The organism is Kribbella amoyensis (assembly GCF_007828865.1).
GTDB classification, from domain to species: Bacteria; Actinomycetota; Actinomycetes; order Propionibacteriales; family Kribbellaceae; genus Kribbella; species Kribbella amoyensis.
In genome coordinates this window covers 5,466,068-5,482,503 of sequence record NZ_VIVK01000001.1, presented here as the reverse complement: position 1 = coordinate 5,482,503, position 16,436 = coordinate 5,466,068, and the positions used below count along the sequence as shown (strand labels likewise).

Annotated in this window: 11 protein-coding genes; 5 read left to right on the top strand and 6 right to left on the bottom strand. The window is 69.4% G+C overall.

Annotated elements, in window-relative coordinates; genetic code table 11:
• Positions 1-4 precede the first annotated feature (4 nt).
• A complete protein-coding gene (locus tag FB561_RS25610; RefSeq protein WP_145811049.1) occupies positions 5-1,351 on the top strand; it encodes a 3-oxoacyl-ACP reductase in 1,347 nt (448 codons plus the stop codon).
• A gap of 1 nt (position 1,352) precedes the next feature.
• A complete protein-coding gene (locus tag FB561_RS25605) occupies positions 1,353-2,210 on the top strand; it encodes a MaoC family dehydratase (RefSeq protein WP_145811047.1) in 858 nt (285 codons plus the stop codon).
• Position 2,211: 1 nt separating this feature from the next.
• Here the strand turns inward: FB561_RS25605 and FB561_RS25600 are convergent, their stop codons facing one another.
• The 6 genes from FB561_RS25600 to FB561_RS25575 form a co-directional block, all read right to left on the bottom strand.
• Positions 2,212-3,207 carry a nucleoside hydrolase gene (locus tag FB561_RS25600; RefSeq protein WP_145811045.1) on the bottom strand — a complete coding sequence of 332 codons (996 nt, stop codon included), beginning with the start codon at positions 3,205-3,207 and terminating at the stop codon, positions 2,212-2,214.
• 532 nt (positions 3,208-3,739) lie between these two features.
• A complete protein-coding gene (locus FB561_RS25595; RefSeq protein WP_145811043.1) occupies positions 3,740-4,465 on the bottom strand; it encodes a hypothetical protein in 726 nt (241 codons plus the stop codon).
• Positions 4,466-4,565: 100 nt separating this feature from the next.
• On the bottom strand, positions 4,566-6,641 hold the full coding sequence (locus tag FB561_RS25590) for an ABC transporter ATP-binding protein (protein WP_145811041.1): 2,076 nt from the start codon (positions 6,639-6,641) through the stop codon (positions 4,566-4,568).
• Positions 6,638-8,371 (bottom strand): ABC transporter ATP-binding protein, encoded by a 1,734-nt coding sequence (locus FB561_RS25585; protein WP_145811039.1) that lies wholly within the window; start codon positions 8,369-8,371, stop codon positions 6,638-6,640. Before FB561_RS25585 ends, FB561_RS25590 begins: the two co-directional genes overlap by 4 nt.
• Positions 8,371-8,976, bottom strand: a complete 606-nt coding sequence (locus tag FB561_RS25580; RefSeq protein WP_145811038.1) for a TetR/AcrR family transcriptional regulator — start codon at positions 8,974-8,976, stop codon at positions 8,371-8,373. Before FB561_RS25580 ends, FB561_RS25585 begins: the two co-directional genes overlap by 1 nt.
• Positions 8,977-9,134: 158 nt before the next feature.
• Positions 9,135-9,890: a TetR/AcrR family transcriptional regulator gene (locus tag FB561_RS25575; RefSeq protein ID WP_145811035.1), complete on the bottom strand. Its 756-nt coding sequence runs from the start codon at positions 9,888-9,890 to the stop codon at positions 9,135-9,137.
• A gap of 199 nt (positions 9,891-10,089) precedes the next feature.
• On the opposite strand from FB561_RS25575, the gene FB561_RS25570 reads away from it, so the two are divergent.
• The 3 genes from FB561_RS25570 (at position 10,090) to FB561_RS25560 (ending at position 16,291) form a co-directional block, all read left to right on the top strand.
• The gene (locus tag FB561_RS25570; RefSeq protein WP_202880916.1) at positions 10,090-11,985 is read left to right on the top strand and encodes an ABC transporter ATP-binding protein; all 1,896 of its coding nucleotides are present in this window, start codon (positions 10,090-10,092) and stop codon (positions 11,983-11,985) included.
• 134 nt (positions 11,986-12,119) lie between these two features.
• Positions 12,120-15,038, top strand: coding sequence for a DEAD/DEAH box helicase (locus tag FB561_RS25565; RefSeq protein ID WP_238335053.1), 2,919 nt, complete (start codon positions 12,120-12,122; stop codon positions 15,036-15,038).
• Positions 15,035-16,291, top strand: a complete 1,257-nt coding sequence (locus FB561_RS25560) for an SWIM zinc finger family protein (protein WP_145811030.1) — start codon at positions 15,035-15,037, stop codon at positions 16,289-16,291. Before FB561_RS25565 ends, FB561_RS25560 begins: the two co-directional genes overlap by 4 nt.
• The last annotated feature ends 145 nt before the right edge of the window (positions 16,292-16,436 follow it).

Here is a 16,436-nt window from a genome sequence, read left to right as displayed (position 1 = left end):
GACCATGACGGACCGCTACCAGACCTTCACCCGGACCCCGGTCGGCCGGACCCTGGTCAAGAACCTCGGCCTGCCCGACCCGACCCCGCTGCCGCGCTGGACCCCCGGCTCGGCGGTGGTCGACGGCCCGGTGGTGTTCGGCGCGATCGGCGAGACCGACACCGGCAAGGCGATCCAGTCCCTGCTCCGCGACATCGGCGCCTCGTTCAGTACGGCGGCCGAGGGCGTGGCGTCGTCCGAGCTGCGGCCGAAGGCGCTCGTGTTCGACGCCACCGGCGCCCGGAGTACGGCGGATCTGAGCTCGCTGCAGCGGTTCTTCTCCCCCGTGATCCGCCAGCTCGGTCCGGCGGGCCGCGTCATCGTCGTCGGCCGTACGCCGGAGCTCGCGGAGAGCCCGGAGCAGCAGATTGCGCAGCGCGCCCTCGAAGGCTTCACCCGTTCACTCGGCAAGGAGGTGAAGCGCGGAGCCACGGTCAACCTGGTGTACGTCGCCCCCGACGCGCACGACCAGCTCGACTCGACCCTGCGGTTCTTCCTCTCCCCCAAGTCCGCGTACGTCGATGCGCAGGTGACCCGCGTCGGCACGGGCCCACTGGTCGGTACCGATCCGGCGGCGCCGCTCACCGCCAAGGTCGCGCTGGTCACCGGGGCCGCGCGGGGTATCGGCGCCGCGATCGCGAAGACGCTGGCCCGCGACGGCGCGACCGTGGTGGGTGTCGACGTACCGCAGAACGCGGACGCCCTGCGCAAGGTGATGTCGTCGATCGGAGGCAGCGAGCTCCTGCTCGACGTCACCGCGATCGACGCGCCGCAGCGGATCGCGGCCCATGCCGAGGAGCACCACGGTGGCCTCGACATCGTCGTCCACAACGCCGGCATCACCCGGGACAAGCGGCTCGCCAACATGCGTACCGACGCGTGGGACGCCGTCCTCGACGTGAACCTCCGCGCCCCCGAGCGGATCACGGCCCACCTGCTCGAGTCCGGCGCCCTCCACGACGGCGGCTCGGTCATCGGCGTCTCGTCGATCGCCGGCATCGCGGGCAACAACGGCCAGACCAACTACGCCACCTCGAAGGCCGGCGTGATCGGGCTGGTCCAGGCGTACGCGCCGAAGCTGGCCGAGCGGCAGATCCGGATCAACGCGGTCGCCCCCGGGTTCATCGAGACCGAGATGACCGCGAAGGTGCCGTTCGCGATCCGCGAGGTCGGCCGGCGGATCAACTCGCTCCAGCAAGGCGGCCAGCCGATCGACGTGGCCGAGACCATCGCCTGGTTCGCCGACCCGTCGTCGGCGGGTGTCACCGGCAACGTGGTCCGCGTCTGCGGCCAGAGCATGCTGGGGGCCTGACGTGACGACGCGGAAGTACGACGACTCCCCCGGGTTCGGCTCGCTCTACGCCAAGACCGTGAAGGCGACGTTGCGGCGCGCGGAGTACGAGCCGGACTCCGACGGTCTGACCCTGGAGCTCCCCCAGGCGACGGTCGACCAGGACCACCTGGCGGCGTACCGGGAGGTGACCGGGTTCGCGGCCGGGCCGGTGCTGCCGGTGACGTACCCGCATGTGCTGGCCTTCCCGTTGCACCTCGACCTGATGTCCGACCCATCGTTCCCGTACAAGCCGATGGGCATCGTGCACCTGGCGAACACGATCACGCAGCTCCGCCCGATCCCGATGCACGCCGACCTGGACATCCGCGTCCACAGCGGCCCGGAACGCCCGCACCCGAAGGGCACCATCTTCGACATCGAGAGCGAGGTCCGCGTCTTCAACGAGCTGGTGTGGACCGGCTCGACGACGTTGCTGAGCCGATCCCCGGGCGATCCGTCGGCGCACGCGGATCTGCTGCCGGATCCGGAGCTGGACGCGTCGGCCTGGTGGGATCTCCGCGGGAACCTGGGCCGCCGGTACGCCGCGGCGTCCGGGGACCGTAATCCGATCCACCTGTTCAAATTGACCGCGCAGGCGTTCGGCTTCCCCCGCCAGATCGCGCACGGGATGTGGGCGAAGGCGGCGTCGCTGGCCTCGTTGCAGCGGGCCAAGGGTCTGCCGGACGCGTTCGCGGTCCGCGTCGACTTCCGCAAACCGCTGCTGCTGCCGTCGCGGGTGCAGTTCGGGTACAAGGTCGGCACCAACGAGACCGACTTCGCCCTGTACGACGAGAAGCACACCCTCACGCACCTGATCGGCAAGCTGACGGCGCCCTGAGTCAGCCCAACCGGTCCTCCAGCCAGCCCATGAAGGCCGCGTAGTCCGCGCTGACGGACAGGACGATCTCGGTCCCGTCCTCGTCACGAGTCATCCGGGCCAGGTGATCCAGCGCGACGCGTTCCCTGGCGAAGCGGATGCCCGGCCAGAAGGTCGCGGCCGCCAGGGTGAGCGCGTCGTGCTGCATGCTGCCGGGGTACCGCTCCATCCAGCGATCGGAGTGCGTTCGGAGAACCGTCGCCCACGGTGGTGCGTCGGGCTGCGTCCACTTCTTGTAGATCGGCGTCTCGGGCGTGATCTCGATGGCCGGGTTGAACGTCACGTCCGACACGACGAACGTCGGCGACCGCGGCGCGAGTACCGGGAGCAGGTCGATCGCCGCACCAGGATCCATCCGGAAGTTGTGCTCGGCCCGCGACGGATCCCGGTAGTTGATCGCGCCACCCATCTGCGTGACGACCAACTGCGCGACCAGCTCCGGTCGTTCAGCCTGCACGGCCGCGAGATTCGACAGCGGACCCAGCCCCACCCAACGGACCGGCCCAGATGTCGTCGCACAAACGGCCGCCACCGCGGACACCACATCGCCGCCCTGCCGAGGCGTGTCCGACGGGAACAGTCCGTCGACGAAGTACAGCCGGCTGTTCCCAAGATCCGCGCCGGCCACCACGGGGACGTCAGGACGGCCGGTGAGATGCAGCAGATACCGCACGAACCGCGCCCGCTCACCCCCGTACTCGTCGCCGGTGATCACCAACGCAAGCTCCGGCACACTACGAGCCGCAGCCACCAAGGCCACGGTGTCATCCGGATCCCCACCAGCATCCGTATCGATAATCACCGGCGCCCGAACAACCTGTGATGGCCCAACCGCGGGCGGCGGTCCACCGGCCGTCAGCGAATCCGACAGCTCCGAGAACTCTTCAAAGCTCTCTCCCAGCCCCGCGACTGCCAACCACTCGCCGACCGAATCCTTCTCGCCCCGATTGTCGCCCATCCAAACCTCCACTTGTCTGTACCGAGCTGAGCACATTCTCTACGAACACACGCTTGTCGTCGTCGCTGCCCCAGCCGTCGTAGGCAGCCCAGATTGCAGCCCGCTCACCCTCGGAGACTCGGCCCCTCTCCAGCGTTCGTTGCAGGAGCTCAGCCTGGTGCTTATCGCCCCGATGCACGAAAGAGTCGAGAAACTCCTTCAGCCGTGGGTCAGTCTCGTCCTCGCCGATCCACGCACGAACCTCGCTGCGGTACCGGTCGGCGCCGGCCTCCAACCACGATCGATAGTCTCCGCCGGAGTCACGGACTGAGGCCGCCTGTCGCGCACAATCCACGACTGCGAGGAGATTCACCACTTTGACCCCTTCGCGCACCCGGAGCGATCGAAGCCTCCGTGAGATGCGTCCCTCGCTCAAACCCACGAGCAGACCTGGTTCGTTGCGCTGACCGGTCTGTGCCGGACCGCCCGTCCCGATCCTGACAGGACTGGTCATCGGTCCGTCGAGCAACTCTTCGACGCTGTTGATCGCGAGCTAATGGGCGAAGGTTTTCGAATTCTCCGCGGGCAGAACATAGAACGGGCGCCCTTGTCGAGTCTCAGAAGCCGCCAGGTGCAGTTCGTATCCCACCTTGCTGCCGGGATGAGGATCGTGAGGTGACTCGCCGAGGAATGCGTACCTACCTGTGAAGGCAGTCTCCGGATACACAGCCGCCAGCAGCTCCTGAACAGTGCCCTTGAAGCTCGTGTCGAACACGGTGACACGACTTCCGGGCCGACCCACTGGCACCTGGTGTGCTTGAAGGTAGTCGCTGAGCGCCCGCAGCCCACCGACGGAATCTGCGGGATCGACGCGGGGCGCCACGCGTCGATAACCATGGATCTGCGGGAAGTCGAGGCCCTGATGATGCTCCAGGTCCTGCACGGCGTTCTCGACCAATGCGCGAGAAAGCACGACGTTCGAGATGTGCCGGCGGAAGAACGATTGATCGAGTCCCGCCATCGCGAGGGCGAGACTGTGACCATCGCGTCCCAGGGCAACGATTCGGTCGGCACGGCTGGCTCCCACATCGGCACGCAGGTCGGCCAGCATGTCGTCGGCGATCCTGACTATCAATGGCGCAGGAAACTCGTAGGCGACCGAATAGGCATCACACAATGCCTGGTACTCGCGAACGTCAGTAATAGACAGCTTGTCCGCAACTCGTCGAGCTGACGCCGCACCTCTTTGCTGGACGATATCTCTGCTGTTGGGCGCCATGCACCAAGTACCTCATGGTTGGCGATGGCGCGGCGGGAGTTATCCACAGGCCGCAAAAGCGCGAACGGGGACGCCTGGAGCAGGCGTCCCCGTTCGGGGGTCAGGGGCGGGGGCCGCCGGCTGGGGTTGGGGCCGGGGTTGCGAGGGTGGCTTCTTCTTCGTCGATGTCGACGACCGCGCCCGCGAACTGGGCGTTGTACAGGCGGGCGTACGCGCCGTCTGTCGCGAGCAGTTCCTGGTGGTTGCCTTGTTCCACGATCGCGCCGTCCTCCATCACCAGGATGAGATCCGCATCGCGGATGGTGGACAAGCGGTGGGCGATCACGAAGGAGGTCCGGTCGGACCGCAGGGCCGCCATCGCGCGCTGGACCAGGACCTCGGTCCGGGTGTCGACCGAGCTCGTCGCCTCGTCGAGGATCAGCAGCTGCGGGTCGGCCAGGAAGGCTCGCGCGATCGTCAGCAGCTGCTTCTCGCCGGCGCTGACGTTGCTGCCCTCTTCGTCGATCACCGTGTCGTACCCGTCCGGCAGGCTGTGGACGAAGCGGTCCACGTACGTCGCCTTGGCCGCCGCCAGCATGTCCTCCTCGGTGGCCTGCAGGTTGCCGTAGCGGATGTTGTCGCGGATCGTCCCGCCGAACAGCCAGGTGTCCTGCAGGACCATCCCGATCCGGGACCGCAGGTCGCGCCGGGTGAGCTCGGTGATGTCGACGCCGTCCAGCGTGATCCGGCCGCCGTTCAGCTCGTAGAACCGCATGATCAGGTTGACCAGGGTGGTCTTGCCCGCGCCGGTCGGGCCCACGATCGCGACCGTCTGACCTGGTTCGGCGACCAGGCTCAGGTCGGTGATCAGCGGCTTCTCCGGGTCGTACGAGAACGACACGTGCTCGAACTCGACCCGGCCGCGCGCGTCGGTGACCTGCTCCGGGGTCGCGTCGTCCGGGACCTGCTCCTTGGCGTCCAGCACCTCGAAGACCCGCTCGGCCGACGCGACGCCGGACTGCAGCAGGTTCGCCATCGACGCCACCTGGGTGAGCGGCTGGGTGAACTGCCGGGAGTACTGGATGAACGCCTGCACGTCGCCGAGCGACATCCCGCCGGAGGCGACCCGCAGACCACCGATCACCGCGATCACGACGTAGTTCAGGTTCCCGATGAACATCATCGACGGCATGATCAGGCCGGAGATGAACTGCGCGCCGAACGACGCCTGGTACAGGTCCTCGTTCTTCTTCGCGAAGCTGGCCTCGATCTCCTTCTGCCGGCCGAACACCTTGACCAGCTCGTGGCCGGTGAACGCCTCCTCGATCTCCGCGTTCAGCGCGCCGGTGTGCCGCCACTGGGCGACGAACCGGGACTGCGAGCGCTTCGCGATCGCGGCGGTGAGGATCATCGAGATCGGGATCGTGATCAGCGCGATCAACGCCAGCAGCGGCGAGACCACGAACATCAGCGTCACCACCCCGATCACCGTCAGCAGCGAAGTGAGCAACTGGCTCAGGGTCTGCTGCAGGCTGGTGGAGATGTTGTCGATGTCGTTCGTCACCCGGCTGAGCAGTTCGCCGCGCGGCGCACCGTCGAAGTAGCTGAGCGGCAGCCGGTTCAGCTTGTCCTCGACCTCGGAGCGCAGCCCGAAGATCGTCTGCTGGACCACCCCGTTGAGGATGTACCCCTGCAGCCAGGACAGCAGGAAAGAGCCCACGTACAGGCCCGCGACCAGCATCAGGACGTTGCGCAGGGCATCGAAGTCGATCCCGACTCCCGGGACCAGGTCGATTCCGGTGACCAGGTCGGCGAACCGGTTGTTGCCGCTGGCCCGCAGGTTCTCGATCACCTGCTCCTTGCTCACGCCGCTCGGCAGCGTCTTGCCGATGGCGCCGGCGAAGATGATGTCGGTGGCGCGACCGAGGATCTTCGGCCCGAGCACCGACAGCCCGACGCTGCCGATCGCGAGCAGGAACACCCCGAACACCTGGACCCGGTGCGGCCGCAACCGCCGCAGCAGCCGCTTCGCCGACGGGCCGAAGTTCATCGACTTGTCCCCCGGGATCCCACCCGGAGGCCCGAAGGCCCGGCCCGTCGTCGGCCGCTCGGTCGCCTTCACCGTCACGGCCGGCTGCCCGTCCGTCGGGCGTGCCTGTCCGTCGGTCGCCGCGTTCTCCGCTTTCTGGTCGGTCATGCTGCTTCCTCCGCGGACCGCTGGGACTCGACGATCTCGACGTACGTGGGACAGGTCTCGAGCAGTTCGTCATGGGTACCGCGGCCGACGATCGCGCCGTCCTCGAGGACCAGGATCTGGTCGGCGCCGATGATCGTGGAGACCCGCTGGGCCACGATCACCACACACGCGTCGGCGGTGACCGGTGCGAGCGCCGCCCGGAGCCGGGCGTCCGTGGACAGGTCGAGCGCCGAGAACGAGTCGTCGAACAGGTAGATCTCCGGTTTGCGGACCAGCGCCCGGGCGATCGCGAGCCGTTGCCGCTGACCGCCGGACACGTTCGTACCACCCTGGCTGATCGGCGCTTCCAGGCCGGCCGGCATCGCCTCGACGAAGTCCTTGCCCTGGGCAATCTCCAGGGCCTCCCAGAGCTCCTCGTCGGTGGCATCCGGGTTGCCGTAGCGCAGGTTGCTGGCGACCGTGCCGGAGAACAGGTACGGACGCTGTGGCACCAGGCCGATCCGCTCCCACAGCATCTCCGGCTCGATCTCGCGGACATCGGTACCGTTCACCAGGACCTGGCCGCCGGTGGTGTCGAACAACCGCGGTACCAGCGACAGGAGCGTGGTCTTGCCCGCGCCGGTGCTGCCGATGATCGCGGTCGTCTGCCCGGCCGACGCGGTGAAGCTGAGGTCCCGCAGGACCGGCTCGGCCGCGCCCGGGTACTGGAACTCGGCGTACTCGAAGGCCAGCTCGCCACGGCCGGTGAGCTCGCGGATCGGGGTGACCGGCGGCCGGACCGAGGACTCGGTGTCGAGGACCTCGCTGATCCGGTCGGCACACACAGCGGCGCGGGGCACCATGATCATCACGAACGTCGCCATCATCACCGAGAACAGGATCTGGATCAGGTAGCTGAGGAACGCGGTCAGCGCGCCCACCTGCATCGACCCGCTCTCCACCCGGGAGGCGCCGAACCAGAGCACCGCGATGCTCGACACGTTCAGGATCAGCATCACCACCGGGAACACCAGCGCCATCAGCCGGCCGGCCCGGATCGCGGTGTCGGTCAGGTTCGTGTTCGCCTCGCCGAACCGCTCGGTCTCGTGCGGCTCGCGGACGAACGCGCGGACCACCCGGATCCCGGTGATCTGCTCGCGCAGGACCCGGTTCACGCCGTCGACGTTGACCTGCATCTTGCGGAACTGCGGCACCATCCGGCTGGCGATCAGCCCGATCGAGGCCGCCAGCAACGGGACGGCGACGGCGACCAGCCAGGACAGCCCGACGTCCTCGTTGACCGCGGCGATGATGCCGCCGATCATCGTGATCGGTGCGGCCACCAGCAGGGTGCAGGTGGTGACCACCAGCATCTGGACCTGGGTGACGTCGTTGGTGCTGCGCGAGATCAGCGTCGGTGCGCCGAAGCGGTTCACCTCGCGGGCGGAGAACTCCCCGACCCGGTGGAACACCGCGGCCCGGACGTCGCGCCCGAACAGCGCGGCCGTCTTGGCGCCGAAGTACACGGCGGCGAAGATGCAGAGGACCTGGACCAGGCTGACCCCGAGCATCCAGCCGCCGGTGCGGAGGATGTAGCCGGTGTCGCCCTTGGCCACACCGTTGTCGATGATGTCGGCGTTCAGGCTGGGCAGGTAGAGCGAGGCGATCGTCCCGACGAGTTGCAGGACGACCACCATGGACAGGTTGCCGGCGTACGGACGCAGGTGCGTACGCAACAGGCGAATGAGCATCAGCGATCCCCAGAGTGGTGGTGTCGGACACCGTCGAGCGCGAAGTCGACGATCTCCTCGGCGGTCATGGTCTGGCCGCCGGAAATCATTGGGTGGGTGGCGGAGAAGGTGATCATCCGGATCCGGCGGACCGCCTCCTCGGGCGAGCAGGACAGCTGGTCCGCGTCCGGCCGGAGCAGGTCGGCGAAGATCCGGTCGGCCTCGTCGGCGTCGGCCTTCCGCCGGGCCTCGTCCTGCGGGTCCTCGTTGCGGAGCACCGGCGGCCGGGCCACCCGCAGCGCGAACAGCAGCTTGAAGACGGCCCGGAGCCGGCTCTGCGAGGCCTCGACCCCGGCGATCATCCGCTCCCGCAGCGGCAGCGTGGTGTCGATGTCGTGCAGGAGCTTCAGCAGCGGCGCGGAGTCGAACGCCGTCCGAAGTGCCGCGTCGACCAGCGCGTCCTTGCTCCCGAAGGCGCGGAAGATGGTGCCCTCGGCGATCCCGGCCGCCTCGGCGATCTGCCGGGTGGTGACATCGGGTCCGTACTCCTCGAGCAGGGGCAGGGTCGCTTCGACGATCGCGGCGCGGCGCTCGTCGGGCGGTAGCGGGGTGGCACGTGGACTCACGAGATCCGAGATTAACTGAGTGAGCACTCACTCACAAGCTCGTTTCCGTTGCGGTCTCACGGACAGTGATCCCCGTGTACGCCGGGCCTCCAGCGTCCCCGGACAGGCCTAAACGGAGTGAGTCATCGGTTTCCCACTCACTCGTCCAGGCTGACGAATCAGCGTTCCGCGAGCAGTGCCGCGATCCCGTCCAGCACCCGGGCCAGGCCGAACTCGAAAGCGTGCTCTGAGTCGTACGGCGCGCCGAACTCCTGGCCGACCGTGGTCCCGACCCGCGACGCGAGCGGGAACTCCCGGGCGTCGCCGATCCTGTCGAGCAGCGGCTCGTGCGTCTCCCACCACTGCCGGTCCGTGATCCCCGACGACTGGATCACCTGCTTCGCGTCGACGGCGCTGCGGACCGCCCCGTGCACGTACCCGTTGACCAACGCGACCGCGGCGTCCATCTCGACGTCGGACAGCCCGATCCCCTCGACCGCGGCCAGCTCGTACTCGTACTTGGCCATCACCCCCGGGCCGAGCGGCGGCCGGCTCGTCGCGACGTACAACATCCACGGATGCCGCAGATAGACCTCGCGGTTCTCCCTGGCCACCTCGTCGAGGCGAGCCCGCCAATCACCCTCGACGGTGCGGCGCGGCATCTCGGCGTACGCGCTGTCGAGCATCACGTCGAGGAGCTCGCCCTTGCCGGGGACGTAGCGGTACAACGTCATCGCGCCGACCCCGAGTTCGTCGGCGACGCGGCGCATCGACATCGCGGAGAGACCCTCGGCGTCCGCGATCTTCACGGCGGCGCCGACGACGCGGTCGACGGTGAGCGCCGGCTTCGGGCCACGGGTGGGGCGGGCCTGGAGTCCCCAGAGCAACTCGAGGCTCCTCGCCGGATCGCCGCTGCCGCTGTAGTCCTGGTTCACCCGCTCGATTCTTCCCTCATGTGCGTTCGTCCCGCGGATTGGCTACACTCCTGCGGCTACCTCGTACAGCGTACTCAGAAATAATCGACTTGACCTAGAGCAAAGTTGAGGTTCTACGGTCGGAAACTGTCGGTGGTCTCCGCGATCATCGACGGATCCTGGCCGACCGAGACTCCGGAGCACCGCCGTGAGCATGGAAATGACCGCGTGGACGTCGATGTACCACGCGATGCACCAACAGGACGAGAAGCGACCCTTCTCGAAGGCGACGCTGAAGCGCATCCTCGCGTTCGCGCGGCCGCACCGGTCGTTGCTGATCGCGTTCCTCGTGCTGAGCGTGGGGGCGGCGGTGCTGGCCGTGGCCACGCCGGTGCTGGCCGGCCGGGTCGTCGACGCGATCGTCAACGGCACCGACGTCAGTACCGTGCTGTGGCTGGCCGGGCTGATCGCGGTGATCGCGATCGCCGAGGCGGCACTCGGCCTCTTCACCCGCTGGCTGTCCGCGCGGATCGGTGAGGGACTCATCCTCGACCTGCGGACCGCGGTGTTCGACCACGTCCAGAAGATGCCGATCGCGTTCTTCACCCGGACCCGGACCGGCGCCCTGGTCTCCCGGCTGAACAACGACGTCATCGGGGCGCAGCGCGCGTTCAGCGACACCCTGTCCGGCGTCGTGAGCAACCTGGTCATGCTCGTCCTCACCCTGATCGTGATGCTGGGGGTGTCCTGGCAGATCACACTGCTCGCGCTCGTCATCCTGCCGGTGTTCGTGATCCCGGCGCGCCGGATGGGCAACCGGCTGGCCTCCCTCGAGCGCGAGGCGGCGAACTACAACGCCACGATGAGCACCCAGATGACCGAGCGGTTCTCCGCTCCCGGCGCGACGCTGGTGAAGCTGTTCGGGCGGCCGGCGCGGGAGTCGGACGAGTTCGCGGTCCGGGCCGCGCGGGTGCGGGACATCGGGGTCCGGACGGCGATGGTGCAGTGGGTCTTCGTCACCTCGCTGACCCTGGTCTCCGCGCTCGCGCTGGCCGTGGTCTACGGGCTCGGCGGCTTCTACGCGCTGCGCGACCAGCTGGACGCGGGCGACGTGGTCGCCATGGCGCTGCTGCTGACCCGGCTGTACTCCCCGCTGACCGCGCTCGCGAGTGCGCGGCTCGAGGTGATGACCGCGCTGGTCAGCTTCGACCGCGTCTTCGAGGTGCTCGACCTGGAGCCGCTGATCAAGGACAAGCCGGACGCGCGGACGGTGCCGGCCGGTCCGGTGTCGGTCGAGTTCGACAAGGTGCGGTTCGCGTACCCGTCGGCCGACAAGGTCTCGCTCGCCTCGCTGGAAGAGGTGGCGAAGCTGGACACCCGCGGCGGTGTCGAGGTCCTGCACGAGGTGTCGTTCCGGGCCGAGCCGGGTCAGATGATCGCGCTGGTCGGATCCTCCGGGGCCGGCAAGTCGACGATCGCCCAGCTCATCCCCCGGCTGTACGACGTGGACGCCGGCGCGGTCCGGCTCGCGGGTGTCGACGTCCGCGACGTGACCGCGGAGTCCCTGCGCGACACGCTCGGGATGGTCACCCAGGACGGGCACCTCTTCCACGACAGCATCCGGGAGAACCTGCTGCTCGCGCGGCCCGAGGCGACCGAGGACGAACTGTGGGACGCCCTCACCCGGGCGCGGCTCGGCGACCTGATCCGCTCGCTGCCCGATCAGCTGGAGACGGTGGTCGGCGAGCGCGGGTACCGGCTGTCCGGTGGTGAGCGGCAGCGGCTGACCATCGCGCGGTTGCTGCTGGCGCAACCGCGGGTGGTGATCCTGGACGAGGCGACCGCGGCGCTGGACTCGACGTCCGAGGCGGCCGTCCAGGCGGCCCTCGGCGAGGCGCTGGCCGGCCGGACCGCTGTGGTGATCGCGCACCGGCTGTCCACGATCCGCGCCGCCGACCTGATCCTGGTGATCGAGGAAGGCCGCGTGATCGAGCGCGGTACGCACACCGTGCTGCTGGCGGCGGGCGGACGGTACGAGGAGCTCTACCGCACGCAGTTCGACCAGCCGGGAGCGGCGTCGTCCTCGGCGGAGGAGGTTGCTGTCGGTCGGTCGTAAGTGCGGTGGGTCGGGAATCACGGGGCGAGGAAGGTAGCGGGTTGGCGCAGGTAGGACTGGACGGGCTGACGGGATCTCTGCGGGCCGGTGGATCGGCGGCTGGATTGCTGGGGTCGGCGGCGGGGTTGTCGGGGTTGTCGGAGTTGGGTGGGCTGGCCGCGGTGTTCCGGCCGGCTGATCCGCCGAGGGCCGGCACGGTCACCTTCTGGGATCCGGCGGGTGAGCCACTCCCCCTCGGGGCCGGCGAGGTCACCGAGCTCGACGTCCTGGTTGCCGCTGGCAACGGTGAGGCGCCGGAACCGCGGCGGGTGCGCGGCGTCGAGGTACCGGTTGCCGAGGCGGTACCGGTCCTCGGGCGGGCGCGGCGGGATCGGCGGGCGCATCCGGCGGCGGCGTTCTGGGGCGCGGCCTCGGTGGTCGCGCTGCAGCTGGTCGCCCGCGGCCGGCTGCTGCCGGGCGTCTCCGCGGCCGGTCACGACGCCTGGCGGGTCGGTCCGCTCGATCAAGCCGACGTCGAGCGAGTACTCCAACTCGCCGAAGCGATGCCGCCCGAGGCGCGAGCTGTTCTTCAGCCGAGCCCATCCGTTGCGGAGCAATCGGCGGACCAGAACCGGGCCGAGGTCTACGGCCGCGACCGCGCGGCAACTGCCGACGGTGCCGACGATGCCCGCGGTCGTGGTGGCGGGCCTCAGGTGGTGGTGGCTGAGGACCTGGTGCGGGGGTTCTTGGACGCGGTGGCTGATGGGATGCCTCGGTCGCCGGCTGCGGTGAAGGCTCATGGGACCAGCTTGTTCACCGCGAGAGCGCCGCAGTCGGCGCAGCGGCTGCGGGGGTGGGCCGACGAGGTTTCGGCCGGGCTCGATTCCGGGGTCCGGATCTCTCTGAGGATCGAGCTGCCTGAGGCCTCACAGCCGACGCTGGAGTCGGCCGGGCCGGAGACCGTACTCGGGTTCCGGGCTGTCGTGCAGTTGCACAGCTTGCAGGATCCGACGCTGGTGCGGGATGCGGACGAGGTCTGGTCCGCGGAGGTTCCCGGGTTCGGGCCGCGGGCGCGGATCGACGCCACGCTCGCGATTCGCCGGGCCGCGCGGGTCTGGCCGCCGTTGAGTCGGCTGCTCGACTCGGCCGTCCCGGACCGGATCGACCTGTCCGACGAGGAGGTCGGCGCACTGCTCGCCGGATCGGCGCAGCGGTTGTCGGCGGCCGGTGTCGACCTGCATTGGCCGCGCAGTCTCGGGCGCGCCCTCACCTCGCGGGCGGCGATCAGTTCGGCGGACGGACCGCCGTCGGACCTGCCGGGGTTCTTCGGTGGGGACAGCACGCTCGACTTCCGCTGGGAGGTTGCGCTTGGCAACGATCCGCTGACCGAGGAGGAGCTGGACCGGCTGGCGGAGGCGACCCGCCCGGTGGTGCGGTTGCGCGACCAGTGGATGCTCGTCGACCCCGAGCTCGCCCGCCGAGCCCGCGAGCGCATCCTCAAACCGGTCACGGCCATCGACGCGCTCGGCGTCGCGCTCACCGGGACGGCCGAGCTCGACGGCGAGCGGATCGCAGTCACGCCGGCTCGCTGGCTCGACGACCTGCGCGCCCGGATCGCCGACCCGGACCGCCCCGACGGACCCCTCGAAGCCCCGGCCGCTCTGCGGGCCACGCTGCGCGACTACCAACTCCGCGGACTGCAGTGGCTGGTCCGGATGACCGAGCTCGGCCTCGGCGGTTGTCTCGCGGACGACATGGGTCTCGGCAAGACGATCACGCTCATCTCGCTCCACCTCCACCGCCAGACCGCGGCCGGTACGGAAGGCCCGACCCTGGTCGTCTGCCCGGCCTCGTTGCTGGGGAACTGGGAGCGCGAGGTGCAACGGTTCGCCCCCGGGACGCCGGTCCGCCGCTTCCACGGACCAGGGCGGACGGTCGAAGGCGCGGACCGCGGGTTCGTGCTCACGACCTACGGGACGTTGCGCCGGGACGCGGCCAAGTTGGCGGCGCATCGGTGGGGGTTGCTCGTCGCCGACGAAGCCCAGCATGTGAAGAACCCGTCCTCGGGCACCGCGAAGGCGCTGCGGACCGTTCCGGCGCAGGCCCGCGTCGCGCTGACCGGGACGCCCGTGGAGAACAACCTCTCCGAGCTGTGGGCGATCCTGGACTGGACGACGCCCGGACTGCTCGGCAAGCTCGGCACGTTCCGCAATCAGTGGGCGACGCCGATCGAAGCGGACAAGGACCAGGAGGTCGCCGACCGGCTGGCGAAGCTGGTCCGGCCGTTCCTGCTGCGGCGCCGTAAGTCCGATCCGGGGATCGCGCCCGAACTGCCGCCGAAGACCGAGACCGACCAGCCGGTGTCGCTGACTCGCGAGCAAGCCGCGCTGTACGAAGCCACGGTGCGCGAATTGCTCAGCGAGGTGCAGGCGAGTAACGCGATGGCCCGGCGTGGGTTGATCGTGAAGCTGTTGACCGGGCTCAAGCAGATCTGCAACCACCCGGTCCAGTACCTCAAGGAGCCGGCCGGCGCTCGCCTGTCCGGCCGGTCCGGCAAGCTCGAACTCCTGGACGAACTGCTCGACACGATCGTCGCCGAGGACGGGGCCGTGCTCGTCTTCACGCAGTACGTCGAGATGGCGCGGCTGCTCGAGCGGCATCTCGCGGATCGCGGGATCGGGGCCCAGCTCCTGCACGGTGGCACCCCGGTGCGGACGCGGGAGGAGCTGGTCGAGCGGTTCCAGGCCGGCGAGGTGCCCGTGTTCCTGCTCTCGCTGAAGGCCGCGGGGACAGGGCTCAACCTGACCCGCGCCGATCACGTGGTCCACTTCGACCGCTGGTGGAATCCGGCCGTCGAGGACCAGGCGACCGACCGCGCGTACCGGATCGGGCAGACGAAGCCGGTCCAGGTGCACCGGTTGATTGCCGAGGGCACCATCGAGGACCGGATCGCGGCCATGCTCGCCGGCAAACGCGAACTGGCCGACGCGGTCCTCGCCGCCGGGGAGGCCGCGCTCACCGAGCTCACCGACGCCGAGTTGGCCGACCTGGTCGAGTTGCGGGGTGCGCGATGACCGAGGCGCGAGGATTCCCGGCGTTCGCGGCCCAGCGCGGGCGCAGTACCAGGGGACGGTCCTGGTGGGCGAGGGCGTGGATCCAGGCGATGGAGGACACGTCGCTCGACAACGACCAGTTGCGGAAGGGACGGCGGACGGCGAACTCGGGCCAGGTCGGCACGATCACGATCAGCCCGGGACGGATCGCCGCGATCGTCATCGCGCCCGAGGACACGTACGAGTCCGTCGTGGTCGTGGACCGGTTGAGCGACGACCAGTGGGCGCGGTTCCTCGACCAGGTCGGGGCCAGGGCGGGTCACATCGCCGCGCTGCTCGACGGGGAGATGCCGCATGACCTGGTGACGGCGGCCGAGGACGCGGGCGTGCCGTTGTTGCCGGGGATCGGCGATCTCGATCCGTCGTGTACGTGCGAGGCCTGGGAGCTTCCGTGTCAGCACGCGGCCGGGCTCTGCTACCAGGTCGCGTGGCTGCTCGACCAGGATCCGTTCGTGCTGCTGCTGATGCGCGGGCGCTCCCGCGAGAGCCTGCTGGACGACCTGCAACAACGCATGACCCGGAGCATCTCGGACGAGACCGGCCAATCCGCCGCCGGCGCTGACGCGTCGACGGTCGGGCCTACGGATGCCGGGAGCGCCGCGGTCGTCAGGACCGAGACGGTGGGGAGCGCGGAGGTCGGTGCATTGCCGGCGGATCCGGAGCTGCCGGGGAGGATCGGGCTGGACGAGCTGGTTGTCAGCGGCATCGATCCGCTCACCGAGTTGCCGCTGCTCCCGTTGCTCGCGCTCGACGCGGCCCGGCGAGCACGCGCCCAGCTCGCGGCGGTACTGGCGGGTGCGCCGGAGCCGTGGATCCTCGACGAGTGGCAGGACGCCGTACGCCTGGCCGCCGACTTCCCGGAGCTGGCCGAGCCGCTCGCCTCCGCATCGGGTCGAGCTGACGCACTCGCACTTGGCGTGCAGGCGTGGTCGTACGGTGGGGCGCCCGGCCTCGACGTTCTCGAGCACACGTGGTCCCCGGACCCGCAAGACCTCGCCCGAGCGCGGACCGAGCTGCAAGCGGCCGCCGACGAACCACTCGAGCTCACCACCGAGGACAACAGGCTCACCGCGTTCGTACCTGTCCCCCGCCAGCTCCGCCTGGACAAGGTCGGCCGCTGGCACCCGTACCGCCAGGACGACGAACATTGGATCCCCGCCGGCCCCGCCGACCGCGATCCCACTACCGCCTTCGCCTCGTCCGACGACTGGTAATTCCTGTGCGTGGGCCGCGGTGGCGCAGTAGGGTCGCGGTGGACCTCCGACGATCGGGAAGGGAGTGGAGCTGATGACCGCGCCGAGTTCGCGCGCCGCTACTGGTGTGCCTTCGCTTGTCCTGCTCCGCTCCTGGAGTCCAGCG